This window comes from Pseudomonas sp. GW823-FHT06E10, from assembly GCF_058794995.1.
Window position 1 is genome coordinate 46,940 of record NZ_JBXAHJ010000008.1, and the last position, 25,322, is coordinate 72,261.

Annotated in this window: 27 protein-coding genes; 18 read left to right on the forward strand and 9 right to left on the reverse strand. The window is 58.7% G+C overall.

The window, feature by feature from the left end; genetic code table 11:
- Positions 1-14: 14 nt before the first annotated feature.
- The 5 genes from atuD (at position 15) to ppnP (ending at position 5,014) form a co-directional block, all read left to right on the forward strand.
- A complete protein-coding gene (atuD, locus tag AC1Q6Y_RS14780; RefSeq protein WP_057713852.1) occupies positions 15-1,172 on the forward strand; it encodes a citronellyl-CoA dehydrogenase in 1,158 nt (385 codons plus the stop codon).
- Positions 1,169-1,966 (forward strand): enoyl-CoA hydratase/isomerase family protein, encoded by a 798-nt coding sequence (locus tag AC1Q6Y_RS14785; protein WP_090457028.1) that lies wholly within the window; start codon positions 1,169-1,171, stop codon positions 1,964-1,966. Before atuD ends, AC1Q6Y_RS14785 begins: the two co-directional genes overlap by 4 nt.
- 119 nt (positions 1,967-2,085) lie before the next feature.
- On the forward strand, positions 2,086-4,047 hold the full coding sequence (locus tag AC1Q6Y_RS14790; protein ID WP_492624739.1) for an acetyl/propionyl/methylcrotonyl-CoA carboxylase subunit alpha: 1,962 nt from the start codon (positions 2,086-2,088) through the stop codon (positions 4,045-4,047).
- A gap of 70 nt (positions 4,048-4,117) precedes the next feature.
- Entirely contained in the window at positions 4,118-4,660 is a 543-nt protein-coding gene (locus tag AC1Q6Y_RS14795) for a 3'-5' exonuclease (protein WP_057713849.1), read from the forward strand.
- 69 nt (positions 4,661-4,729) lie between these two features.
- The gene (gene ppnP, locus AC1Q6Y_RS14800; RefSeq protein ID WP_007940055.1) at positions 4,730-5,014 is read left to right on the forward strand and encodes a pyrimidine/purine nucleoside phosphorylase; all 285 of its coding nucleotides are present in this window, start codon (positions 4,730-4,732) and stop codon (positions 5,012-5,014) included.
- A gap of 71 nt (positions 5,015-5,085) precedes the next feature.
- On the opposite strand, the gene AC1Q6Y_RS14805 is transcribed toward ppnP, so the two are convergent.
- Positions 5,086-5,892 carry an MOSC domain-containing protein gene (locus AC1Q6Y_RS14805; protein WP_407514922.1) on the reverse strand — a complete coding sequence of 269 codons (807 nt, stop codon included), beginning with the start codon at positions 5,890-5,892 and terminating at the stop codon, positions 5,086-5,088.
- A 192-nt stretch (positions 5,893-6,084) separates the two neighbouring features.
- Entirely contained in the window at positions 6,085-7,020 is a 936-nt protein-coding gene (locus tag AC1Q6Y_RS14810; protein ID WP_007973464.1) for a chemotaxis protein CheV, read from the reverse strand.
- Positions 7,021-7,483: 463 nt separating this feature from the next.
- On the opposite strand from AC1Q6Y_RS14810, the gene AC1Q6Y_RS14815 reads away from it, so the two are divergent.
- From AC1Q6Y_RS14815 to AC1Q6Y_RS14825, 3 genes are all read left to right on the forward strand, one after another.
- Positions 7,484-7,954, forward strand: coding sequence for a hypothetical protein (locus AC1Q6Y_RS14815; RefSeq protein ID WP_057713847.1), 471 nt, complete (start codon positions 7,484-7,486; stop codon positions 7,952-7,954).
- Between the two features lie 398 nt (positions 7,955-8,352).
- Entirely contained in the window at positions 8,353-9,246 is an 894-nt protein-coding gene (locus AC1Q6Y_RS14820; RefSeq protein ID WP_057713846.1) for a sensor histidine kinase, read from the forward strand.
- The gene (locus AC1Q6Y_RS14825) at positions 9,243-9,902 is read left to right on the forward strand and encodes a response regulator transcription factor (RefSeq protein WP_057713845.1); all 660 of its coding nucleotides are present in this window, start codon (positions 9,243-9,245) and stop codon (positions 9,900-9,902) included. The genes AC1Q6Y_RS14820 and AC1Q6Y_RS14825 overlap by 4 nt, the downstream gene beginning before the upstream one ends.
- Here the strand turns inward: AC1Q6Y_RS14825 and yegS are convergent.
- A complete protein-coding gene (gene yegS / locus AC1Q6Y_RS14830) occupies positions 9,886-10,803 on the reverse strand; it encodes a lipid kinase YegS (protein ID WP_492624740.1) in 918 nt (305 codons plus the stop codon). The genes AC1Q6Y_RS14825 and yegS overlap by 17 nt on opposite strands.
- 208 nt (positions 10,804-11,011) lie before the next feature.
- On the opposite strand from yegS, the gene AC1Q6Y_RS14835 reads away from it, so the two are divergent.
- Positions 11,012-11,326: a hypothetical protein gene (locus AC1Q6Y_RS14835; protein WP_224795438.1), complete on the forward strand. Its 315-nt coding sequence runs from the start codon at positions 11,012-11,014 to the stop codon at positions 11,324-11,326.
- Positions 11,327-11,389: 63 nt separating this feature from the next.
- Here the strand turns inward: AC1Q6Y_RS14835 and AC1Q6Y_RS14840 are convergent, their stop codons facing one another.
- Positions 11,390-12,616 (reverse strand): molybdopterin molybdotransferase MoeA, encoded by a 1,227-nt coding sequence (locus tag AC1Q6Y_RS14840; RefSeq protein ID WP_090457036.1) that lies wholly within the window; start codon positions 12,614-12,616, stop codon positions 11,390-11,392.
- Complete coding sequence (gene moaB, locus AC1Q6Y_RS14845; RefSeq protein ID WP_057713842.1) at positions 12,600-13,139, reverse strand: molybdenum cofactor biosynthesis protein B; 540 nt, start codon at positions 13,137-13,139, stop codon at positions 12,600-12,602. Before moaB ends, AC1Q6Y_RS14840 begins: the two co-directional genes overlap by 17 nt.
- 81 nt (positions 13,140-13,220) lie before the next feature.
- Here moaB and mobA point away from each other — a divergent pair, with 81 nt between their 5' ends.
- Together mobA and AC1Q6Y_RS14855 are read left to right on the forward strand one after the other, a co-directional pair.
- Entirely contained in the window at positions 13,221-13,823 is a 603-nt protein-coding gene (gene mobA / locus AC1Q6Y_RS14850; protein WP_492624741.1) for a molybdenum cofactor guanylyltransferase MobA, read from the forward strand.
- Between the two features lie 77 nt (positions 13,824-13,900).
- A complete protein-coding gene (locus AC1Q6Y_RS14855) occupies positions 13,901-14,122 on the forward strand; it encodes a YgdI/YgdR family lipoprotein (protein WP_007994800.1) in 222 nt (73 codons plus the stop codon).
- Between the two features lie 84 nt (positions 14,123-14,206).
- Here the strand turns inward: AC1Q6Y_RS14855 and AC1Q6Y_RS14860 are convergent, their stop codons facing one another.
- From AC1Q6Y_RS14860 to AC1Q6Y_RS14875, 4 genes are all read right to left on the reverse strand, one after another.
- Positions 14,207-15,097, reverse strand: coding sequence for a pseudouridine synthase (locus tag AC1Q6Y_RS14860; RefSeq protein ID WP_407514918.1), 891 nt, complete (start codon positions 15,095-15,097; stop codon positions 14,207-14,209).
- A 127-nt stretch (positions 15,098-15,224) separates the two neighbouring features.
- The gene (locus tag AC1Q6Y_RS14865) at positions 15,225-15,542 is read right to left on the reverse strand and encodes a transcriptional regulator (RefSeq protein ID WP_090457046.1); all 318 of its coding nucleotides are present in this window, start codon (positions 15,540-15,542) and stop codon (positions 15,225-15,227) included.
- 172 nt (positions 15,543-15,714) lie between these two features.
- Positions 15,715-15,951 (reverse strand): glutaredoxin family protein, encoded by a 237-nt coding sequence (locus AC1Q6Y_RS14870; RefSeq protein ID WP_057713838.1) that lies wholly within the window; start codon positions 15,949-15,951, stop codon positions 15,715-15,717.
- A gap of 105 nt (positions 15,952-16,056) precedes the next feature.
- On the reverse strand, positions 16,057-17,265 hold the full coding sequence (locus tag AC1Q6Y_RS14875) for an ammonium transporter (RefSeq protein ID WP_150812302.1): 1,209 nt from the start codon (positions 17,263-17,265) through the stop codon (positions 16,057-16,059).
- Between the two features lie 329 nt (positions 17,266-17,594).
- Between AC1Q6Y_RS14875 and AC1Q6Y_RS14880 the strand changes: the two genes are divergently transcribed.
- The 7 genes from AC1Q6Y_RS14880 (at position 17,595) to AC1Q6Y_RS14910 (ending at position 25,279) form a co-directional block, all read left to right on the forward strand.
- Positions 17,595-17,909 carry an ElaB/YgaM/YqjD family protein gene (locus AC1Q6Y_RS14880; protein WP_057713836.1) on the forward strand — a complete coding sequence of 105 codons (315 nt, stop codon included), beginning with the start codon at positions 17,595-17,597 and terminating at the stop codon, positions 17,907-17,909.
- A gap of 1 nt (position 17,910) precedes the next feature.
- Positions 17,911-18,300 (forward strand): phage holin family protein, encoded by a 390-nt coding sequence (locus AC1Q6Y_RS14885; RefSeq protein WP_057713835.1) that lies wholly within the window; start codon positions 17,911-17,913, stop codon positions 18,298-18,300.
- Positions 18,297-18,641, forward strand: coding sequence for a hypothetical protein (locus AC1Q6Y_RS14890; RefSeq protein ID WP_492624742.1), 345 nt, complete (start codon positions 18,297-18,299; stop codon positions 18,639-18,641). Before AC1Q6Y_RS14885 ends, AC1Q6Y_RS14890 begins: the two co-directional genes overlap by 4 nt.
- A 216-nt stretch (positions 18,642-18,857) precedes the next feature.
- A complete protein-coding gene (locus AC1Q6Y_RS14895; protein ID WP_492624743.1) occupies positions 18,858-20,186 on the forward strand; it encodes a deoxyguanosinetriphosphate triphosphohydrolase in 1,329 nt (442 codons plus the stop codon).
- A gap of 178 nt (positions 20,187-20,364) precedes the next feature.
- On the forward strand, positions 20,365-20,757 hold the full coding sequence (locus AC1Q6Y_RS14900) for a response regulator (protein WP_057713832.1): 393 nt from the start codon (positions 20,365-20,367) through the stop codon (positions 20,755-20,757).
- A gap of 245 nt (positions 20,758-21,002) precedes the next feature.
- Positions 21,003-21,629 carry a response regulator transcription factor gene (locus AC1Q6Y_RS14905; protein WP_057713831.1) on the forward strand — a complete coding sequence of 209 codons (627 nt, stop codon included), beginning with the start codon at positions 21,003-21,005 and terminating at the stop codon, positions 21,627-21,629.
- Positions 21,630-21,637: 8 nt separating this feature from the next.
- Positions 21,638-25,279 carry a transporter substrate-binding domain-containing protein gene (locus tag AC1Q6Y_RS14910; protein ID WP_492624744.1) on the forward strand — a complete coding sequence of 1,214 codons (3,642 nt, stop codon included), beginning with the start codon at positions 21,638-21,640 and terminating at the stop codon, positions 25,277-25,279.
- Positions 25,280-25,322 lie beyond the last annotated feature (43 nt).

Consider the following 25,322-nt stretch of genomic DNA (forward strand, 5'->3'; position numbering starts at 1 on the left):
GGAGAACAATAAAAATGATCTTCACCCAGGAACACGAAGCACTGCGCCGCACCGTTCGCCAGTTCGTCGAGCACGAGATCAACCCGCATGTCGAGGAATGGGAAAAGGCCGGGCGCTTCCCCATCCACGATATCTTCCGCAAGGCCGGCGACCTCGGATTGCTGGGTATTTCGAAACCGGAAAAATTCGGCGGCATGGGGCTCGACTACAGCTATTCGATCGTCGCCGCCGAAGAGTTCGGCACCATCCATTGCGGCGGCATTCCAATGTCCATCGGCGTGCAGACCGACATGTGCACGCCTGCGCTGGCCCGGTTCGGTTCCGATGAACTGCGCGAGGAATTCCTGCGCCCGGCCATCAGCGGTGAGCAGGTCGGCTGCATCGGCGTCTCCGAAGTCGGCGCCGGCTCTGACGTTGCCGGGCTTAAAACCACGGCGCGCAAGGACGGCGACGACTACGTGATCAACGGCAGCAAGATGTGGATCACCAACTCGCCGAGCGCCGACTTCATCTGTCTGCTAGCCAACACCTCGGACGACAAACCGCACATCAACAAGTCGCTGATCATGGTGCCGATGAACACACCGGGCATCAGCTTGAGCTCGCACCTGGACAAGCTCGGCATGCGCAGCTCGGAAACCGCCCAGGTGTTTTTCGACAACGTGCGCGTACCGCAGCGCAACCGCATCGGCCATGAAGGCGCGGGGTTCATGATGCAGATGCTGCAGTTCCAGGAGGAACGCCTGTTCGGCGCGGCCAACATGATCAAAGGCCTGGAGTACTGCGTCGACAGCACCATCGAATACTGCAAGGAGCGCAAAACCTTCGGCAACGCGCTGATCGACAATCAGGTGATCCACTTCCGTCTGGCGGAACTGCAAACCGAGATCGAATGCCTGCGGGCGCTGGTCTATCAGGCCACCGAGCAATACATCAAAGGCCAGGACGTCACGCGCCTGGCCTCCATGGCCAAGCTCAAGGCCGGGCGGCTGGGCCGCGAAGTCAGTGACAGTTGCCTGCAATACTGGGGCGGCATGGGCTTCATGTGGGACAACCCGGTGGCCCGGGCTTACCGCGATGTACGGCTGGTGTCGATCGGCGGCGGCGCCGACGAAATCATGCTGGGAATCATCTGCAAACTCATGGGCATTCTGCCGGGGAAAAAGAAATGAACAGCCTGCCGGTTTGCCAGACTTTGCTGCTGGAGCTGCACAATGGCGTGTTGCACATCACCCTCAACCGCCCCGAAAGCCGCAATGCGATGAGCTTGCAAATGGTCGCCGAGTTGCGCTCGGTGCTGGCCGCGGTACGCGATAAACCAGGGGTTCGCGCACTGGTGATCGGCGGCGTCGGCGGGCACTTCTGTGCCGGCGGTGACATCAAGGACATGGCCAACGCCCGCGCTCAAGGCCCAACTGCGCACCGGGATCTGAACCGGGTGTTCGGCACGCTATTGCAAGAAGTGCAACACGCTCCGCAAGTGGTGATTACCGTGCTGCAGGGCGCGGTGCTCGGCGGCGGTCTCGGCCTGGCCTGTGTCAGCGATATCGCCCTGGCCGATCACCAGGCGCAATTCGGCCTGCCGGAAACCAGTCTCGGCCTGTTGCCGGCCCAGATCGTACCGTTCGTGGTGCAACGCATTGGCTTGACCCAGACCCGGCGCCTGGCCCTGACGGCGGCGCGTTTTGATGGCCACCAGGCACGGCGCATGGGCCTGGTGCATTTTGTCGAACATGATCCGCAGGCCCTGGCCGAGCGTCTCGATGAGGTGTTGGCCCATGTGTTGTGTTGCGCGCCGGGGGCGAATGCGGCGACCAAGAAACTCTTGCTCGCAAGTGCGGGTCAGCCCTCCGATGCCCTACTGGATCAGGCTGCCGAATGGTTCAGCGAAGCGGTGACCGGAGCCGAAGGCATCGAGGGAACGATGGCCTTCGTGCAAAAACGCAAACCGGGGTGGGCCTCCTGAAAAGCATCGCGAGCAAGCTCGCTCCCACCTTGGATTTATGCCGTTCATAAACCCTGTGGGAGCGAGCTTGCTCGCGATGAGTCCCGACCAGACACCGCTAAAAATCAGAGAGCCTACCCATGCCCGGACTCAAAAAAATCCTCATCGCCAACCGCGGTGAAATCGCCTGCCGCATCCAGCGCACGGCCCAGGCGCTGGGCTATCGCACGGTCGCCGTGTTCAGCGACGCTGACGCCGATGCACTGCACGTGCGGATAGCCGACGAGGCGGTCAACATCGGTCCGGCCCCGGTGCAACAGTCTTACCTGAACATCCAGGCGATCCTCGACGCAGCCCGGCGCACGGGCGCGGATGCGATCCATCCGGGCTACGGTTTCCTCTCGGAAAACGCCGGGTTTGCCCTCGCGTGCAGGGACGCTGGCATCACCTTCATCGGCCCCAGCCCCGAGGCCATTGAACTGATGGGCAGCAAGCGCCTGTCGAAAATCGCCATGATCGAAGCCGGTGTACCGTGCATCAACGGCTATCAAGGCGCCGGGCAGGACGATGCCGCCCTGGGCCGTGAAGCCGAGCGCATCGGCTATCCGTTGATGATCAAGGCCAGCGCCGGCGGCGGGGGACGCGGTATGCGCCTGGTGCACGACGCCAGCGACTTGCTGGAGCAGATTCGCACCGCGCGCTCCGAAGCCCTGAACGGTTTTGGCAGCGGTGAACTGATCCTCGAACAGGCACTGGTCGAACCCCGTCACGTCGAGGTCCAGCTGTTCGGTGACCGGCATGGCAACCTGATTTACCTCGGCGAGCGCGATTGTTCAGTGCAGCGCCGGCATCAGAAAGTCATCGAGGAAGCGCCCTGCCCGGTGATGACCGCCGAGCTGCGCCAGGCCATGGGCGAAGCGGCGCTCAAGGCCGGGCGAGCGGTAAAGTACGTCGGCGCGGGCACCGTGGAGTTTCTGCTGGATGCGCGCGGGCAGTTCTACTTCCTGGAGATGAACACCCGGCTGCAAGTGGAGCACCCGGTGACCGAACTGATCACCGGGCTGGATCTGGTGGCCTGGCAGTTGAGCATCGCCGAAGGGCAACCGCTGCCTTTGCGTCAGGAACAGGTGCAACTCACGGGCCACGCCATGGAAGTGCGCCTGTATGCCGAAGACCCGGCCCAGGGTTTCCTGCCGCAAACCGGGCGCGTCGTGGCCTGGGAACCGGCATTGCAGGACGGCGTGCGGATCGACCACGGCCTGATCGAAGGCCAGGTCATCAGCCCTTTCTACGACCCGATGCTCGGCAAGCTCATCGCTCACGGTGCCACCCGCGAAGAAGCCCGTCGCAAATTGTTGCGGGCGGTCCAAGACAGCGTGCTGCTGGGGCTGAAAAGCAATCAACGCCTGCTTGCCAGCCTGCTGGAACATCCGCAGTTCGCCAGCGGTGATTTCAGTACCGGGTTCATCGCGCAGCACTTCACCGATCACGTCTGCCTGCATCCCGAAACCCCTGGCGCGCACCACTTGGCCATCGCCGCCGCCCTGTTCTATCAGGCTGCCACGCAGGCTCACCTGGCCCCGCTTGGCGGTTGGCGCAACAACGCCAGCGTGCCGCTGCACTATCGCATAGGCCTTGAGGATCAGGACTGGCCGGTAGCGTTGCAGGCGATCCCGGGCGAGCCGTTGCGCATTCAGGTTGCCGAGCGCAGCCTCGAACTGAAGATCATCCACAGCGACGGACGCTGGGCCACCCTGGAAATCGAAGGCGTTCGCCAACGCCACGCTTATCGCCTGGAGGCCGGGCGTCTCTGGCTGTTCACCCGACCGGGCAGTCTGCAGTTCGTGGATCGCACCCAGGCGCAGGTTACCGGCCAGGCCAGTGTCAGCTCCGGCACCCTCAAGGCACCGATGGACGGGGCGATTGTCGACGTCCTGGTCAACGAAGGCAGCCACGTGACCAAGGGCCAACTGCTGGTGGTACTGGAGGCGATGAAAATGGAGCACCCATTGAAATCGGGCATCGACGGTGTTCTCAAACGCTTGCAAGTCAAAGTCGGGGATCAGGTGAAAAACCGGCAGATTCTATTGGAGGTCGAATAAGCCGCTAGGCGGAACCACCGGGTTTGGCTACGCTCAAAGCTATCAGGACGCGGATACCAGGAACCCTGCAATGCCTCATTGGCTGGTCATTGATCTGGAGGCCACCACCGATGAGGGTGGATGGCCCGTAACAGATATGGAAATCATTGAAATCGGCGCCACTCTGGTGGACCGCAAGGGGCGTGAACTGGACCAGTTCCAGCGCTTCGTCCGCCCTGTTCGGCGGCCGTTGCTGACGCCGTTTTGCCGCGAGCTGACGCACATCACCCAAGCCAACATCGATGCCGCGCAACCGCTGGGCGAAGTCTGGCCGGCGTTCGAACGTTGGCTCGGCCAACACCACACGCGACTTGAGGGCTGGGCCAGTTGGGGCGATTACGATCGCAAACAACTGCTTCAGGATTGGCAGCAACTGGGACTCGCCAGCATGCTGGCCAACGTACCGCACATGAACCTCAAACAGCGTTTTGCCAAGGCCAGGCGCCTGGAACGTCCGTTGGGATTAAACGGCGCGTTGCAACTGGCCGGCTTGCAGTTCAACGGCCAACAACACCGGGCGCTGGAAGATGCGCGCAATACCGCACGCCTGCTGCCGCTGGTTCTGCCGCTTTAGACAGGTGACGACGCCAAGGGCCTTGTGCATACTGGCCGGCCCTTTTTAGCCCTTTTCGAGGAATCGCCCATGTTTAAAGTCAACGAGTACTTCGACGGCACCGTCAAGTCGATCGCCTTTGGCACCGCAGAAGGTCCAGCGACCATCGGCGTCATGGCTCCGGGCGAGTACGAATTCGGCACCAGCCAGCGTGAAATCATGCACGTGGTCAGCGGCGCATTGACCGTCAAACTGCCCGACAGCAGCGACTGGGAAACTTTCGCCGCCGGCAGCCAGTTCAACGTGCCGGCCAACAGCAAGTTCCAGCTGAAAGTCGCCGTCGACACCGCTTACCTGTGCGAATACCGCGGCTAAAACCCGCAGGATTCACTGCAATAAAAAATGCCCGTGTTTTTCGACACGGGCATTTTTTATTCTGCGCAAAATTACTCAAGAATCTCCACCGGCATGCCGACTTCGAGTCGTCCGTTGCCGTCGTTGACCAGGTTCTGGCCGAACATTGCACCGTCTGCCTGCGAGCGATACTTCTGCAAGGTGGCCAAGGGTTCGCGATCGTCGCTGCGCTCCCCGGTTTGCGGGTCAATGGTGGTCAGGATGCAGCGTGAACAGGACTTGACCACGCGGAACTCGACCTCGCCGATACGGATACGCTTCCAGCCGTCCTCGGCGAAGGCTGCACTGCCTTCGATCACCAGGTTCGGCCGGAAACGCAGCATCTCCAACGGACGCCCGACCCGTTGCGACAAGTCCTCGAGGGAGGCCTGGCCAATCAGCAACAGCGGATAGCCATCGGCGAACGCCACCTGGTCGTCATCCTTGCCGTAACCCGCCTCGGTTGTACGCGCACGCTCCAGTGGCACTTGCACCAGCCGCGTCGGTTTACCGATGAACTCACTGACCCAGGCACCTGCTTCATCGCCTGCATCGGGGACTCGCAAGGTATCGCGCCAGATCGTCACGCCACGCAGTTCTGCATCGCTACCGGGCAAGGCAATATCGATCGGCGAATGGCCGGGCGCGCGGAGGGTCAAGCCACCTTCGGCATTCCACAGCGCCGACAACTGGCTCATCTGCGCCACCGCCCGCTGGGTCAGGAAACGCCCGCTGGCCTCATCCACCAGCATCCAGCGTCGATCGCCGTCCAGCCCCAGCTTGTCGAGGCCGACTTGCTGCAAGACCTCGCCTTTGCCGGATTTCAACGGATAACGATACAGCGCGCTCAGACGCAACATGGCCAGCTCCCTGGTAGGTAAAAACGCCACCCTATACGAGCTTGGTCAGCGAATCAAAGTGCAAAAACCCTGCAGGAGCGAGCTCGCTCGCGAAAAACCCAAGGACGCCGCCGGGCTCCGGTTTACGCGTTATCGTTCAAGACCATCGCGAGCGAGCTCGCTCCTACATCCTACAAGTTGACCATGGCCTGATCAGGCCGGTACTTCGTCGAGCATCAAACGCTGGCGCACCACGTCGACGAGTTTGTCCGGCTGGAATTTGGAGAGGAAATTGTCGCAGCCGACCTTTTTCACCATCGAGTCGTTGAAGCTGCCGGACAGCGAGGTGTGCAGCACCACGTACAAGCCGCGCAGACGCGGGTCGTTACGGATCTCGGTGGTCAGGCGATAGCCATCCATTTCCGGCATTTCCGCATCGGTGAAGACCATCAGCAGTTTTTCGGTCATGTCCACGCCGGTATCAGCCCAGGCCTTGAGCATGTTCAAGGCCTTCAACCCGTCGCTGGCAATATGCATCTTCACGCCCAGCTGTCCCAGGGTATCGCGCAATTGCGCCAGGGCCACGTTCGAGTCATCCACCAGCAGCACCTCACGGCCACGGGCACGTTCCAGCACCGGATCTTCGAGCTTGTCGCGGGAGACTTTGGCGTTGTACGGGACGATTTCGGCCAGAACCTTTTCGACGTCGATGATTTCCACCAGTTGATCATCGACCTTGCTGATGGCCGTCAGGTAGTGCTGGCGGCCGGCGCTGCTCGGGGGCGGCAGGATGGCTTCCCAGTTCATGTTGACGATCCGGTCCACGCCACCGACCAGGAAGGCCTGAACAGAACGGTTGTATTCGGTGACGATAATCGTGCTGCCAGGCCCCGGCACCAACGGGCGCATGCCAATGGCCTGGGAAAGGTCGATCACCGGCAGGGTCTGGCCACGCAGGTTGACCACGCCGCACACAAAAGGATGCCGCTGCGGCATCAGCGTCAACTTTGGCAGCTGCAGGACTTCCTGTACTTTAAAGACGTTGATCGCGAACAATTGCCGTCCGGCGAGCCGGAACATGAGAATTTCCAGGCGATTCTCACCCACCAGTTGCGTGCGTTGGTCTACCGTGTCGAGAATGCCGGCCATCAATGACTCCAGGTCTTGTTCGGATGAATTCACTCAAGGAAGGTTATCGGCTGTTTTTGCCGAAGCTTGACCCTCTCTAAAATGCCACGCCCGGCCATTGATGTCACATTAACATCATGCTTTACTGGCGCGGTGATTACATCTGCTGCACTTCTGCGCCCCGCGACCATTGTTCGAGCGAAAAGTTCCACTGCGTAAGGGATTCCCCTATCAATAATCAGGCGCAACCTGATATTCGCAATATCCGATAGCCATTAATGTGACGCCATTCTCATTGCATGAACGGAGTCAGGCTTTTGTGTGCGATCGCAAGTCAGTGGCCAACCACCCTCTCGTGTTCCCCAGCCTGCTTCCGGGCCAGCCGCTACTTGTTCATCCGACGACTCGGTAATGCCGGAGTTCCGACCGCCCTCGTCGACACACACGATATCCCCTCATTTGACATGACGTTGTGGAGATAAGTATGCCGAACGACCGTAAAGAGTGGGCCCAGCGTCTCACGGGGTTTCTTGTCGAGGCTGAAACACTCCTGGCTAAAACCGAGGAATGCCTGAGTCATCTGCAGTTGATCAGCAATGACAAGGACGCCATCGACTGTTTGCTCAGCACACTGCTCAAGCTGGCCAACAAGGCTGATGCCCTGGCGTTGGCGGCCGTGTCTGAATTTTCTCTGCATATTCATGGCCTGCTGAACCACGCACAGAACACCATGTGTCTGCACGACGAGGCGCTGAGTGCCCTGAAAGACTGCCTGACCCTGGTTGCCTGGCAACTCGAACTCATCGACCAGACCACCGGACAGCTCAGTCTCGACGACAGCGAGCAGGTCACCCTGATCGAAGCCTTTGCCTTTCAGGTCGGGCAAAGCCGGTTTCAACCACCTGTCAACTCCAGGCCCTTCACCCTCGTATCCTATTCAGAGCGACAGGCCTGAACTTTCCACACCATGCCGCATGGCGTGTTTTGGTTATCAATACCGCGCTGTAACTTGAGTGCGCACACGTCGCAAATGAATACTTCGTAGCTATAAGCGACACTTTTAAACAACTGGCATTTTGCGACGGCAACAACCCACTTGTTCCATTATGGAAGCATCGTCAAAACGACTGGATTCCTGACTTTTCGGACATACATACGGACGCGACCAACGGTATCTTAGGTGCTACTATGCCGCCTGTTAGTTGACGCCAATTAATGGCAGTGTGATCGCAGCCGAATACAGGTCGCTGCAGTTCGCAGCTGAACTCGTCGGCGCTCCACATAAAAAAACAGGGGCCTGTCAGCCAGCATGACCGGTCAGCCCGCAGCGAACATCCATTGGCTCCATCCGCTATGCACGCCAGCCTCAAGTCAATCGCCACGTGGCCACCCTCCCGAGCAAATGCACGCCTATTCACGCTGTTGCTATGTGCCTGCTCGACCCTCGGCAGCTTGCTGGTCCATGGCTTGTCCATTCCGTTGCCCCTGTCATTGCTGGTGCTCAACGTTGCGGCGCTGACCAGTGTTGCCGTGCAGTACTGCCTCTCGCGCAAATCGATCAAATTCCAGCCTCAGGAACTGGCGGACCGGCTGTTGCAGGTCCAGGAAAACGAGCGTCACCGGCTGAGCCGCGAACTGCATGACGACATCGGTCAATTGCTGACCGCTGCCAAACTGCAAAGCGACTGGCTCAAACGCCGGATGCCCGAAGAGCTCCAGGGACAATGCGCGGTCCTCTGCGACACGCTGGAAGAAACCCTGGCCAAAGTTCGTGACGTATCCGCCATTCTTAATCCCCGGCAGTTGACCAGCCTTGGGCTGGAAGCCAGTCTGCGGGCACACCTGCTCAAGACCCTGGCCAACACCCCGGTGCACTGGAGCCTGGAATGCCAGCAGCGCCTGACCGGCATACCGGAGGAAATGGCCGTGGCGGCTTTCCGTATTACCCAGGAAGCGGTCACCAACATCCTGCGACATGCCCAGGCCAAGAACCTGCTGGTATGCCTGCAGCGCCTGCCCCAAGGCCTGAAGTTGCAGATCAGCGATGATGGTCAGGGTTTCGCGCCCGCAACAGACCCTGGTCGTGAAGGGCAGCGCGGTATGGCCGGGATGTCGGAACGGATCGATCAACTGGGCGGCACACTGACCGTTACCAGCGAGCCGGGCAAAGGCACTCAAATCGAAGCTCTTTTTCCCTGGGCGCCCCGTGCGCTCGAACGGGCCAGTTCGAATAAGGTTATGCATTGACTTGTAACTTACTACTGGTGGATGACCACTCGCTGATCAGGGCTGGCGTGCGCGCCCTGGTAATGGATCTGCCCGGCTATGCCGTCATCGGTGAGGCCAGTGACGGCTCGCAGCTGCTCGAAATGGTTGGGCGTCTGTCCCCGGATATTATCCTGCTGGATATTTCGATGCGCCAGACCGGCGGCCTCGAAGCCTTGCAGCAACTCAAGCGGGTGCGCCCGCAGAGCAAGGTCCTGATCCTCTCGATGCACACCGACCCTGCCCTGATCATGCAGGCGCTGGAGTCCGGAGCCCATGGCTACCTGCTCAAGGACACCACGGCTACCGAACTCGAGCACGCGCTGGAAGCCTTGCGCAACAACGAGCGCTATCTGAGCCCGGCCATTGCCCACACGGTGATCACTCAGGCACTGACCCGAAACCAGAAGCACCGACCCGAACCTGCCGACTCGCACAACCTGACGGCACGTCAGCTGGAAATCCTGCGGTTGATCGTTCGCGGAAAATCCACCCGAGAGATCGCCAACGGCCTGGGGTTGAGCGTCAAGACCGTCGAAACCCACCGCTCGCAGATCATGAAGCGCTTGCAGATCTACGATGTGGCCGGCCTGGTGCTGTTTGCCGTACGTGAACAAATCATCAGCCTCGATGACTAGGCACTTCACTGTCGCGTAACAACGGCGAATTCTCAGGTAGATGCACGAGTAAAGCCGCCGGGCGAACCGAGAAACGCAGGCTGTCCCCTTCCAGCGGTTCACCATCAAGGTTGATGTACAGCCCTTCCGAAACCTTGATCTCGACCCAGGGCAGGCGCGCCCGAACAAACATGCTGTCGATGCCAAAGCCTTCGGTCAGCAGGTTTTTCAAAGTACTGACCACTTCCTGCGGTGCCGGCAGGATGCTGATATCCAGCAAACCGTCATCAACCAGTGCCTGCGGGCACAATTCCCGCCCGCCTCCGGCCTGCCGACCATTGCCGATGCCCAGTGCCAGCAGATCGCCGCGCCAGTGAAAGTCCGGCCCCTGCAACTCACCGTACGCGGTATGCAGCTCATTGAAGCGTGACAAGCCGGTGAACAGATACGCCGCACCGCCGAGGATTTTCTTCAGATCCTCTGGGGTGTTCGCTGTGACATGACTGCCGAACCCACCGGTGGCCATGTTCAGGAATATCTGCCCATCAACCTCCCCCAGATCAATGGCAGTCGGCACGCTATCAAGCAACTCCAGCGCCTGATCGGGTTCCAGGGACACACCCGCCGCACGCGCAAAATCATTGGCGGTACCTAGCGGCATCAATACCAGGCTGGCTTTTATCGAATGCTGCGCCATAGCCTCGGCAATATCGCGCAAGGTGCCATCGCCACCGCCGGCAATGATGTATCGATACCCGGCCGCCAACGCTTCGCCCACCAGCCTTTGCGCATCGCCGGCTTCCCAGGTCAATCGAACAGCCAGCTCCCGACCTCGCTCACGCTGGCTTTCGACGGCGGTGCGAACCGCCTCGTTGAGCACTTGCTTGCCATGCAGAATCAATAGCGCCTTGCGATCGCTCATTACTCACTCCCGGTTTGAATGGCATCTGGGAGATGTTGACCGCGAAGGCTCCGGTAAAAGTCGCCAGAAATCGAATTATTTCCAGTCGGAAAGCCTTGGCCCCCACACGGCAGGACTTTTCTTACAAAACGTTAGGAATCGGCTCAATTGACCGAAAATCTGAATTGGTAGACTTTGAGGATCCAGCTGGACATCACAAGGACGTGCCATGCAACACCAAAACCTCGCATCACCGGCCATCCTGGTCTTGCCGCTCGCAGATAACAAAAATACAGGCCATCGAGCTGAATGCCGTAACAGCACAAAAGCCACGGGAGAAATTGATATGGAACCTCGCGTCACCGAGCTGGAAACACACCTCAAGTGCATACGCCGGGACATTGAAGAAGCCCGGGATGACGTCAAATCCATCAGGCACCGGCTTGTCTATTCCGCCTGCGGAACAGCCGTGATCCTCTGTCTCCTTGGCTGGATCGCCAATAGCCGTTTCGAGCAGGTCATTTCATTGCTTCTGGCCCATTGAGTGGCTCCCACACAAGACCCGACTCAATCAACCGGGTCTTGTGTGACAACGCCGCTGAAGCTATCAGCTCAGGACTTCACTCAGCGGAATGAAGAAAACGCTATCGCCCTGAACCAGCGTGCGACCTTCCAGGACCTCTACCAGTCCATCAGCCCAGGCAGCGCTGCGCAGAACACCGGAACTCTGGTTTTTGTAGATCGTCGCCCTGCCGCTTTCCAGCCGTCCGCGCAAATACTCACGCCGATTGCCTGGCTGGAGCCAGTCAAACCCTGCCGGCACCTGCACCTTCAGCGGCTCAACGTCCATTACCCCCTGACGGCGCAAGAGATAGGGCCTGGTCAACAAGGCAAAGGTCACGAGGGTCGATGCGGGATTGCCCGGCAAGCCAATCACCGGCACACCGCGAAAATGCCCGAACGTCAGCGGTTTACCGGGCTTGATGGCGAGTTTCCAAAGCGTCAGTTCGCCCTCCTCGCGCAAGGCGATGCCCAGAAAATCGGCTTCCCCCACCGATACGCCACCGGTCGAGAGGATCAGGTCGACATCTTTCAACTCACCTAATCGGGTGCGAGTGGTTTCCAGATTGTCCGGCAGAATTCCCGCGTCGACGACCTCACACCCCAAACGCTGCAACCAGCTGCACAACAACACCCGGTTGCTGTTGTAGATCTGTCCTGGTCCCAGCGTCTGCCCCGGCTCAATCAACTCGTCGCCGGTAGACAGCACCGCCACGCGCACCTTTCGAACCACCTCCAGCTCAGCGCATCCCAGGGAGGCAGCCAATCCTTGCTCGATCGGCCCCATCTGCGTACCTGCTGGCAGAATCAGCTCGCCGACAGTGGTTTCCTGGCCTTGCGGACGGATGTTCTGGCCTTGGGTCAAGGCTTGAGTGAAACGTACTCGCTCATCGGCCTGAACCTCGGCGTTCTCCTGCATCTCGACGCAATCGGCACCGGCGGGAACTGGTGCCCCGGTGAAAATGCGCGCACAGGTTCCTGGCTGCAACGGATCGGGGGCCTGGCCGGCAAACACCTTCTGACTGACCGGCAACGGCTCTCCCGTCCAGTCGACCATGCGCAAGGCATAACCATCCATGGCACTGTTGGGCCAGGGCGGCAGATCAAGCGTCGATACCAGATCTTGCGCCAGTACACGCCCCTGTACCTGCGCCAACGGCAAGCGTTCACGCTCGACAATCCTTGAGGCCTCGGCCATTTCCAGCAAGCGCGCCAACGCCTGCTCGACAGGCATCAGGCTGCCAGACTTGCCAGGCTTACCCACGGGATTCACAAGGCGCGGCCTGTTTCAAATGAGGCACGAAATTGCACGGCCGATGCCGCGCATCCAGCTGCTCGGCCAAAATGCCGTCCCAAGCGGTGCGCACGGCATTGGTCGAGCCCGGCAAGCAGCAAACCAGCGTGCCGTTGGCCAGACCGGCCAACGCCCGGGACTGAACGGTCGAGGTACCGATATCGGCAACCGAAATCTGGCGGAACAGCTCACCAAATCCATCGACCTGTTTGTCCAGCAGGCACGCAACGGCTTCCGGCGTGCTATCACGCCCGGTAAAACCGGTGCCGCCGGTGATCAGCACCACCTGCACGACATCGTCGGCAATCCAGTTGGCGACTTGCGCGCGAATTTTGTACAGGTCATCTTTGAGCAACACCCGGGCCGCCAGGTAATGACCGGCAGCGGTCAAGCCGTCGACAAAGGCCTGGCCTGAGGTGTCGGTTTCCAGTGTGCGGGTATCGCTGACAGTCAGCACTGCAATATTCAGCGGTGCGAAAGGTACATCAGCCTTGGCTTTCATAGGCTCGTCCAGTTGTAGGAGAAACAGCCCGGTGTTATATCACAGCGCTCCGTTTTTTCGCCGCCCCCATGGAGGCTTGCCATGACCACGGATTCACAATTGCCACCCTGCTCCATTCTGCTCCTGGCGGGCGGCCGCGGCCAACGTATGGGTGGGCGGGATAAAGGGTTGCTGGACTGGCACGGCGAACCGCTGATTGTGCATCTGCATCGCAAGACCCGCCCGCTGACCGATGACCTGATCATCTCCTGCAATCGTAACCCTGAGAAGTACGCCCCCTACGCCGACCAGTTGGTCCACGATGATGAAGGTGACTTCCCCGGGCCGCTGGCCGGTATTCGCGCAGGCCTGAAAGCTGCTCGCCATACCCATCTGCTGGTCATGCCCTGTGACGTTCCGGGCATTGATGCGGCGCTGATCGGCAATATGCGCGAGGCCGCCAACCTGCATCCGGACAAGCCGCTGATGGTGCGGCATGATCACCACTGGGAGCCGTTGTTGTGTGTGATTCCCGTGCTACACAGGGCAGCATTCGAAAATGCCTGGAACGAGGGTGAGCGCAGCCCTGGCCGGTTGATGCGCAATCTCGGCGCGACCGCGCTGCAATGCCCCGACAACGACCCTCGGCTGGCAAATCTCAACACGCCGGAACTTTTAAGCGGTCATGACACTGTGTCAGACTGATATCGATCAGGAACTTGCGCGGACGCTGCACGTCTCAAGTTCAGCAACCACAGAATTCTTATTCGGAGACACAACTCATGACTCAACGGACCCTCGCCACTTTCATGCTCGCACTGGGCCTTGCCACCCTCGCCGGTTGTGCATCGCCTACAGTGATCACCTTGAATGACGGTCGCGAAATCCAGGCCGTCGACACGCCGCAATTCGACAAGGATTCCGGTTTCTACGAATTCGAACAGCTCGACGGCAAGCAGACCCGCATCAACAAAGATCAGGTTCGGACCGTCAAGGAGCTGTAATCCCGACGCCGCCGGATACAGAAAAGCCCGCTTGATGCGGGCTTTTTCATGCCTGGAGAACAGCGCTTCAGGATTGTGTCCCGATCACCATTGCAGGGTGATTTCACTCTCGAACTCACGCGCCTGGCCCGTGACCGGATCGATAAACTTCAGCCCCTGAGCCAGCAACTTCAAAGGATTGGCGTAGTCATCCTGCGCATCCTTGAGCACCTCGGGGTAAAACGGGTCGTTGCAGATAGCGGCTCCCAACGCCGCCATATGTACCCGTAGCTGATGTTTCTTGCCCGTCACCGGGTAAAGACCATAACGCCAGAGCTCCCCCAGTTTCTCCCTGACTTCGACCGCCGTCTCGGTATTGCTGGCCCCCGGGCCTTCCTGCATGCGGAAGAACGGTTCGCCATCGACCAGTCGGCTTTTATGCACCAATGGAAAAGCCAGGCCGGGCAGCGCCTTTGCAATGGCCTCGTAGCGCTTTTCGATCTGCCGGGTTGGAAACAACGACTGATAAGCCGAACGGGTCTGCGGATTGGCGGAAAACAGCACCAGCCCCGCGGTGTGCCGGTCGATGCGATGCAATGGCACCAGGTGCGGATTGTCCAGGCGACGGATCAAGCGCCGGAGCAGCGTTTGTTCGACGTATTCGCCAGCCGGGGTCACCGGTAGGAAATGCGGCTTGTCGGCGACCACCAGATGCTCATCCGCGTACAGAATCGACTCAATCACCGGGATCGGTTTTTCATCCGGCACTTCGCGAAAATAATGAATCCGCAAACCTTCCCTGTAGGCCAGGTCGAGGGCAATCGGCATGCCCTGCCCATCGAGGACCCGGCCACGGGCAATTCTGTCCAGCCATTGTTCACGACCGATGGCGCTGAAATGCTCGCACAGGCAATCGACAACGGTCTGCCACGGGCCAGGTGGCAAGTAGAGCGTACTGGCCTGACTGTGTGCCGCGGAAAAAGAAGAAGTGGACATACGAAAGCTCTAACCTCAGTGCAGAGCGGCATTATCCAACAGCAAGGGGAATGAACCTAGGGGGCCGTTCTCAATTAGTTTTCCCGGCGCGGCGTGAAAACTAATTGAGAACGCCCCCGAAGATTCCTCAAGCCGGGATCCGCGCGCGCGCCGCCGCTTCGGTGTACTCCTTGAGCCAGCGCAGTACATCGACCGCCTCCCAGCGGGCGGGATCATACAGGGCGTACAACAATCCCTGATAACCCACGACATCGAGTTGCCGGTGATAACCCGCGCGTTGAAACAAGGCTTCGATTTCTGCGAAACAGGTATTGAAATGCGTTTTGTTGAATGGCGTTTTCCCCTCGGTCACCAGACCATCCAGGCGCAACTCAAGGACAGCCTCGCGCACGACGTCCGCGGACATCCGGTTCACGCTATTCTTCAACTGTTCGACATTGACCACGATTCATCCCTCTCACGCCCGGGCTTGCCTGCTCACTCCCGAAAATCAGGAACGGCAAGACAGGCACTTCGAATAACTGTATACGCATACAGTATCCGATCAACACCGAATAAGCCAAGGGGATCAATCGTAAAGTTCGACAGGCGGGACACGCCACCAACGCAAAAACCGCTCAACCCAGGAACGCCACCACCTGATCGGCACTGAAAGGCCAGCCCAGTTCAGCACCGGTATCGACTCGCCGCAACACCGGAATTCGCAGGCTGTAGGCTGCGAACCATGTTTCATCGTCAGCGATATCCACCAGCTCCACCAGCAGGCCGCGCTCGACGAATTCCATCAACATGGCTTCGGCTACTTCACAGAGATGGCATCCAAGGGTGCCGAACAGCTGACATTCGGGAAGCATGAGCGCTCAACCAGAAAATGAAGTGATCATTCTAGGCCTGCCCCGAAAAACCGTCGAGCCATTGCGGCCCCTGCCATGATGCCGCCGACCATGAAAAGACCTGAGTCAGTCCTGGCTCACGGCGCCGATCTTGTGGATCGACAGGTCCGCGCCGTAATACTCTTCTTCCTGACTCAGGCGCAATCCATGCAGCGCCTTGATCACGCCATACACTGCAAACCCGCCGGCCAGTGCCACAGTGATGCCCAGCGCAGTGCCGATCAACTGGCTGATCAGGCTGACCCCGCCCAACCCGCCCAAAGCGGTCTGGCCGAAAATGCCGCAGGCGATGCCGCCCCACACGCCGCACAAACCATGCAACGGCCACACACCCAACACATCGTCGATGTGCCATTTGCCTTGGGCCGCGGTAAAGCACCAGACAAACAGCGCCCCCGCGACGGCACCGGTGACCAGCGCCCCCACAGGATGCATCAGGTCGGAACCGGCACAGATTGCCACGAGCCCCGCCAACGGGCCGTTGTGCAGAAAGCCGGGGTCATTGCGCCCGACAATCAGCGCCGCCACCGTACCGCCAACCATGGCCATCAACGAATTCACCGCCACCAGTCCGCTGGCACCTTGCAGGGTTTGCGCGCTCATGACGTTGAAGCCGAACCAGCCAACAATCAGGATCCACGAGCCCAGGGCCAGAAACGGGATGCTCGATGGCGCGAACGCGACCAGCCGACCGTCGCGATAGCGGCCATTACGCGGTCCGAGCAACAACACCGCCGCCAGTGCCAGCCAACCGCCCATGGCATGCACCACCACCGATCCTGCGAAGTCATGGAAACCGGCGCCAAAGCGCTCCAGCAACCAGGCTTGCAGACCCAGGTTGCCGTTCCAGACAATGCCTTCGAAGAACGGATAGATGAACGCGACGATCAATGCGGTTGCACACAACTGGGGAACAAACCGGGCGCGCTCGGCGATGCCTCCGGAAATGATCGCCGGGATCGCCGCGGCAAAGGTCAGCAGGAAGAAAAACTTCACCAGGCCATAACCATGGTCGGCATTGAGCACCGCCGCTGGTTGCATGAACGTCACGCCATAGGAAATCCAATAGCCTATAAAGAAGTAAGCCAGTGTCGAAACGGCGAAGTCGCTGAGGATTTTCGACAACGCATTGACCTGGTTTTTCTGTCGCACGGTTCCTACTTCGAGAAAGGCGAAACCGGCGTGCATGGCCAGAACCATGACCGCACCGATCAGAATGAACAGCGTGTTGGAGCTATGGACCAGGGTGTCCACAGCGCTTTGCAGGTTTTCCATGGGATGGGCAGACCTTATGGCAGAAAAAAGCACCAAAGCAGTTCGCGATGACTGGCCATGCACCAAGTTGCAGCTTCAAGACATCAGCGCACTGATCTCGTTGAACCACTTTGGCGCACGGACGCCGTCCAGGAAAAACGCGCCCCCGGACGTTTACGCGAGTTTTTGATTGTTGGTCCTACGGTTTTACTGAAATCATGCCCGGCAATAGCGCAATGGTGCGGACCGGCGCACCACGACTCAGCAAAAGTTGTACCAGTCATTTGTACTGAACCTTCGCCGAAGGCTCATACTCGAACGCATCAGAAAGCCACTTAAGGAGATCCACCATGGCCCGCCCCCAGGCAAAGACTGCTCAAGAAATCCTGATGAACGACTTTCAGACACTGGTCAGTGACACCGAACGCTTGCTGGAGCACACCGCGACCCTGGCCGGCGATCAGGCCGACGAGTTGCGCGAGCAGATCCACGAAAGTCTCTTGCGTGCCCGTGAAACCCTGAAGCTGACCGAAGACTCCCTGCGCGAACGCGGCAAGGCTGCTGTCACCGCCACGGAAGACTATGTCCAGGCCAACCCTTGGCAATCTGTCGGGATCGCGGCCGGCGTGGGTTTCCTGATCGGCCTGCTGGCCAGCCGGCGCTGATATGTCGATCGGCGAATCCGGCCCGTCCGTGACGGGAACCAGCTCCTCATCGCGGCGCCTGGGTGCTGCCTTCCTTGGGTTGCTGCACAGCCATGTCGAGCTGTTCGGCATCGAACTGCAGGAACAAAAAGCCCGCACCGTCAGCCTCTTGCTGTTTGCGGGCCTGGCGCTGGTGTTTGCGTTGCTGCTGTTGGTGGGGCTGTCGACGCTGGTGCTTATCGTGTTCTGGGACACGTATCGCCTGACCGCCATCATCGGGCTCTGTGTGTTCTACTCCCTCGCCGCCATATTCTGTGGAATGCGCTTGAGAGCGGCGATTTTCGATGAGTCCTCGCCCTTCCATGGCACCCTGGAAGAGCTGGCCAACGATCGGGAGCGCCTGCTGCCATGAACCTGCCTGAATTGCCACAAAACAGCTCACGCACGGAAATGCGCAAGGCCCTGATCCGCCTGCGCATGGAAATGCACCGCCAGGAAATCCGCCACGAATCCTCGCAACTGCTGCAGCCCTTGCAACGGGTGCGCGGGATGACGCAACACCTGCAGGACGGCTTCGGCATCAAGCACGCTCCACTCTGGGGCGTGGCCGCCGTCACCTTGCTGGGCTTTCTGACCGGCAAGGGTGCGAAAAACGGGGGTGGCCTCAGCAGTCTGACCCGGCTGATCCGCCTCGGCACCACACTGGGGCCGCTGATCAAACTGATCATGCAAGGCTCTTCGCGCAAAGACTGATCAGTTTCTTTCTGGCTGCATGCTTGCAAAGTCGACGGGATGCGCTCCTCTATCGAGGGGTGCAATCCTGTGCGCCTACCCGGTCAACAGGCACCCTCCAGAAAATGATCTTGCAAGGAGGCCTCGATATCAACGCCGCCGGGTTGTAGTTCCGCTTGCAGGTCATGGCGCGAAACGGGAAGCTAGGCCATCAGACACCTGACGGAGTGACCCGCCTTGGATTGGCATACCCTGCTTACCCGCGAACGCCTCGGAAAACCTTTGCACAGCCCGGAAGAACTCGGCCGCAGCCCTTTTCACAAAGACCACGACCGCATCATTTTCTCGGGAGCTTTCCGCCGTCTCGGGCGCAAGACCCAGGTCCATCCGGTGTCCAGCAACGATCACATTCATACGCGCCTGACCCACTCGCTGGAAGTCAGTTGTGTGGGGCGCTCACTGGGCATGCGCGTCGGCGAAACCATCCGCAGGACCCTGCCCGAATGGTGCGAACCCAGCGACCTGGGGATGGTGGTGCAATCGGCCTGCCTGGCACACGACATCGGCAACCCGCCGTTCGGCCATTCCGGTGAAGACGCGATCCGCCATTGGTTCCAGCAAGCCGCCGGCCGTGGCTGGCTGGATGCAATGAGTGAAGCCGAGCGCAATGACTTCCTGAATTTCGAAGGCAATGCCCAAGGCTTTCGGGTACTCACCCAACTTGAGTATCACCAGTTCGACGGCGGCACCCGCCTGACCTATGCAACGCTGGGCACGTACTTGAAGTATCCATGGACGGCCAGGCACGCCGACTCGCTGGGCTACAAGAAACACAAGTTCGGCTGTTATCAGAGCGAGCTGCCACTGCTGGAGCAGATCGCCCAAAAACTCGGCCTGCCACAACTGGAGGAGCAACGCTGGGCGCGGCACCCGCTGGTGTACCTGATGGAGGCCGCCGACGACATCTGCTATGCGCTGATCGACCTGGAAGACGGCCTGGAAATGGAGTTGCTGGAATACGCCGAAGTCGAATCCCTGCTGTTGGGCCTGGTGGGCGATGACTTGCCGGAGACCTATCGCCAGCTCGGTCCGGACGATTCGCGCCGACGCAAACTGGCTATCCTGCGCGGTAAAGCCATCGAGCACTTGACCAATGCTGCGGCCCGCGCCTTCGTCGAGCAACAGGATGCGCTGCTGGCCGGTACACTGTCCGGCGATCTGGTGGAACACATGCACGGTCCCGCCAAGCGTTGCGTGCTCAATGCCAAGGACATGGCCCGCAAGAAAATCTTCCAGGACAAGCGCAAGACCCTGCATGAGATCGGCGCCTACACCACGCTGGAAATCCTGCTCAACGCCTTTTGCGGTGCCGCGCTGGAACAGCACAATGGGCGTACACCGTCGTTCAAGAGCCGCCGCATCCTTGACCTGCTGGGCAACAATGCACCCGATCCTCACGGCCCGTTGCACACTTCGTTTTTGCGCATGATTGATTTCATCGCCGGCATGACCGACAGCTATGCCAGTGACATGGCCTTGGAAATGACCGGCCGCGCCAGGCACTGAGGTGTATCGATTGATCAGCCATTACGGCATTCGTTATGGCTGATACCCCCTTCAGCATCCAACTGCACTCAAGTTTCGTCGAATTGCCCTACAGCACATGTCGAGCAAACTGATCGCTTGCCCGGTACTCTCGCGAAACAATCGCCCTCCCTTCCGTTCGACAGATGAAGTGCGCGCCATGGCCGAAGACGATCTACGCATCCTCGTGGTGGAAGACCATCCCTTCCAACTGATAGCCACTCAATGCCTGCTGGAAAGTTATGGCTTCACCCGGCTGACGACAACCGACAGCGCCAAAGGCGCCCTGCTGCAACTGCTCGGGGCCGACCAACCGTTCGACATCCTTTTATGCGATCAATGCCTGCCCGACCTGACGGGACTCGATCTGGTCCGGTTCGCCAGCCAGCGAGGGTTGATCAGGCAGGCGATCATTCTCAGTAGCCTGACGACATCTGAACTGGATGAGCTTGAAAAAACGGCCTCTGAACAGGGGCTGCCATTATTGGGTTATTTGATAAAACCACTGAAACAATCTGAATTTAGAGACTTGTTGACCTCAGCACCACTATAGAAAAAAACATATAAAAACTGACAAACATACATTGAAAAGCTTACAAACAACTTCCATTTAAAGCACACCCGCATGTTGGACTTCTTTCAGCCTTCCTAATAAGAAACCTAGTTAATACGTAGTCCCATTCTTTTTCATCTGTAGGATTTTTCCTATATTGCTGCTACAGACTGGTCAGTTCATGCGTCCCTCCAAGTATCTGAGCTATGGTGCGCGCTTTATTTGAGCTCGCATGGGACTTGATTATGAACTCCGTTTTTATTGTCGACGATCACCCGGTTATCCGCCTTGCCGTTCGAATGTTACTGGAACATGAAGGTTACAAAGTCGTCGGCGAAACTGACAATGGGGTCGATGCCATGCAGATGGTTCGCGAATGCATGCCCGACCTGGTCATTCTCGACATCAGCATTCCAAAACTGGATGGCCTGGAAGTGCTATCCCGATTCAATGCAATGAGCACCCCTCTTAAAACCCTTGTACTGACAGCACAGTGTCCGACACTTTTCGGTATTCGCTGCATGCAATCGGGTGCATCGGGCTATGTCTGCAAACAAGAGGACATCAGTGAACTGGTCAGCGCCATAAAAGCGGTATTTGCAGGTTACAACTATTTTCCGAGCGAGGCTTTGAACCCCATCCGCGGAGATGAAACACGCTGCATGGAACTGGAACTGTTCAAATCCGTAAACGACCGGGAACTGATGGTCTTGCAACTTTTTGCCCAAGGCCGCACAAACAAGGAAATAGCCAAGGGCATGTTTCTGAGCAACAAGACCGTGAGCACCTACAAAAAGCGCCTCATGCAGAAACTCAAAGCCAAATCCCTGGTTGAACTGATCGAGATGGCAAAACGTAACGCACTCGTGTGAGAACCTGGATGCCCAGACGTTTGAAGGTCTATCTGATTCAATTGACCGCAGGTCTATGCGTGAGCACCTCGTTGTTCGGGGCACCGGGCAATGAAAACTACACGCTGCTCAGCCGCTCGAAGGTCGGAGCGCTGGAGGTTCGGCTGGATGAATCCCAGCGACAATGGATAAAACAAAAAAACCAACTGACGCTCGGTACGTCGGCCCCGGACTATCCTCCATTCGACCTGACCACCAGTGGTCAGGACTATGAAGGTTTTACCGCCGATTACGCCGGCCTCCTGGAAAAAGTAACCGGTCTGCCTGTCACGGTTCAGCGTTTCGATTCCCGAGGGGCCGCGATCACTGCGCTGGAAAATGGCGAAGTCGATCTGCTCGGCACCGCCAATGGATTCGAAGCTGGCAACGCCGACATTGCACTGTCCATACCCTATGCCGTCGACCAACCCGTATTGGTCACCCGCGAAGGGGAAACACGATCCCTCACCGATGGCCTGGCCGGATTGCGCCTGAGCATGGTGTATCACTACTTGCCGCTGGCGGAAGTCAAGGCGTTGTATCCGAAGGCGATCATCACGTCTTATCCGTCCTACCAGAATGCGATCAATGCCGTTGCTTTCGATCAGGCGGACGTGTTTCTCGGTGACACCATTTCAACTCACTACATGATCAACAAGGGGTATCTGAACAACATCCGCATGGCCAACTTCGGCAAACATGAAGCCTTTGGCTTCAGCTTCGCCGTCAACCGGAACAACCCTGAGCTGCTCGGCATCATCAACGCCATGATCACGGCCATCCCCTCCAGTGAACGAGAAAACATCGCCAAACGCTGGAGCGCCGGTAGCGACATTCTGCTGACCGATCAAAAACTGCAACTCACTGACCGCGAAGAACGCTGGCTGAGCCACCACCCGGTTGTGCGCGTTGTCGTCAACGAAGCCTTTGCGCCACTGACATTTTTCGATAGCAATGGCAATTTTCGCGGGGTCACCGCAGATTTGCTTGAGCTTATCAGGCTGCGTACCGGCTTGCGCTTCGATATCCGGAGCAGTCGAAGCGATGACGAGATGATCAAACAGATCAAGGACAACAAGGTAGATGTGATCGCCGCGTTGCTCCCCAGTGCCGAACGTCAAACCCTGCTGAACTTTACCCGCCCCTTTCTGGAAAATTCCTACGTCCTGCTGACCCGCAAGGCCGCCGACAGCTCGACCAACCTCGCGCAGCTACAGGATAAGCGCCTGGCCATTGCCCGCGGCAATCCAATCATCGATTACCTGCGCAGAGAGTTTCCCCGAATCAATTTGATCGAAACCCCGGACACCTTCAGCGCCGTGGAGTTGCTCGCCGAAGGCCAGGCAGAGGGCGCGGTGAACTCACTGGTCATTGCCAATTACTTTATTTCCTCGCGGCTGTTCGAGCACACATTGCAAATCAGCACCACCATCGGCACCGAGCAGGCAGCGTTTTCCCTTGCCACCGCTCGGGGCGCCAAAGAGCTGAACGCCATTCTCGACAAGGCATTGCTGAGCATCTCGCCGGAAGAACTGGGCATCATCAACAGTCGCTGGCGCGGCTATTCGGCGTCCTCGCAAAGCACCTGGCGCAACTATCAAAGACTGTTCTATCAAATCGTCATCGGTGCCGGTGTGCTATTGCTGATTTCCATTGCGTGGAACGACTACATGCGACGCCAGATCAAGCAGCGCAAGGCCGCCGAGCGTGCACTGAACGACCAGTTCGAGTTCATGCGATCGCTGGTCAATGGCACGCCCCATCCGATCTACGTACGTGATCGCCAGGGGCTGCTGCAAAGTTGCAACGACAGTTACCTGCAAGCGTTCTGCGCCCGGCGTGAAGATGTCATTGGCAAAAGCGTCATGCAGGGATCGATGAGCAATGTGTTCGAAGCCCGGGAGTACCAGGCCGACTACCAGCGCGTAGTGGCCGAGGGCAGACCGTTGATCGTCGATCGCGAGCTGCACATTGGTGGCCGGCGGCTGACGATCTATCACTGGATTCTTCCCTATCGGGATTCCAGCGCAAAAGTGCAAGGCATTATCGGTGGCTGGATCGACATCAGCGAACGGCGGCAACTGCTCGACGATCTGCGTTGCGCGAAAGAACGCGCCGATAACGCCAACCGGGCCAAAAGCACGTTTCTGGCCACGATGAGCCATGAGATCCGCACGCCGATGAATGCAATCATCGGCATGCTTGAACTGACACTCAAGCGTCTTGATCATCAGCACCCGGAGCGTCCGGCCATCGATGTCGCGTACAACTCGGCGAATGGGTTGCTGGAATTGATCGGCGACATTCTCGACATCGCCAGAATCGAATCAGGACGCTTGAGCCTGACTCCGGAGCGGGTTGATCCGGGTGAACTTGTGACCTCGGTCGTGCGGATTTTCGAAGGTCTGGCCCGACAGAAGGAACTCGAGCTGATGCTGGAGTTTTCATCGGCGAACCCGACCTTCGATGTGTTGCTGGACCCATTGCGCTTCAAACAGGTGCTGTCCAACCTGATCAGCAATGCCATCAAGTTTACCGAGCAAGGCCAGGTCCGGGTCATTGTCGACCTGCACCCGGCAACGCAACCTGAGCATGTGCAGATGCGGGTGCAGGTTCACGACAGTGGTATCGGGATCAGCGAACAGGATCAACAACGCCTGTTCGAACCCTTCGCTCAGGCCGACCACGCCATGCAATCGGCCAGGGGAGGCGCAGGGTTGGGGCTGGTGATCAGCCGCAATCTCTGTGAGATGATGGGCGGCAGTCTGCAATTGCGCAGCGAGCCGGGCATCGGTACCCAAGTGGAGGTGTTGCTGCAGCTGGAAACGTTGCCGCTGCAACAGTCGGCCCGTGCGGTCGAAACCCAAGTCGTCGTTGCTACAACCCCATTGAATGTTCTGGTAGTCGACGATCACTCGGCCAATCGATTGCTCACGTGCCAGCAACTGGAGTTTCTTGGGCATCGATTTACCGTCGCAGCCGATGGACAGGAGGGATTGGAGGCATGGAAGGACCAGCCTTTTGATCTGGTGATCGCCGATTGCAACATGCCGGTCATGAACGGTTATGAGCTTGCCCGTGCCATTCGCCAACATGAGCGACAACTCCATCGTCCTCCCTGCACCGTTCTCGGCTTTACCGCCAACGCCCAACCGGAAGAAATACAACGCTGCAAACAGGCTGGAATGGACGACTGCCTGTTCAAACCCCTCAGCCTCGGAGCCTTGAGTCAATGGGTGCAAGGCATTGAACCAACCCATGTAGCCCCGGCGTTCAGCCTTCACGGGTTGAAACTGCTGACCGGGGGCAACCCGAAATTGAACCGACGATTGCTGAACGAGTTGGTGAACAGCAACCGCCAGGATCTGCCAACGCTGCTGTCGCTATCCAGCTCTGGGGATACGCAAGCGCTGCAGGACATTGCCCACAAAATCAAAGGCGCAGCCCGGATAGTACAAGCCTCCCGACTGATCGACCGCTGCGAGGCACTCGAAGCCGCCTGTCATGAGGATTCCGATCGCGAAAAAGTGGCCGGATGCTGCAAATCCATGGAGTGCACCATGCTCGAACTGGAGGACGCGTTGCTACGTCAGATCGAGCATTACGACGAAGGCAAACTGCCAGAGCCTTAACTATGCTTGGTCCCTCAGCGGTGTGTTGACCATCATGGAGAAA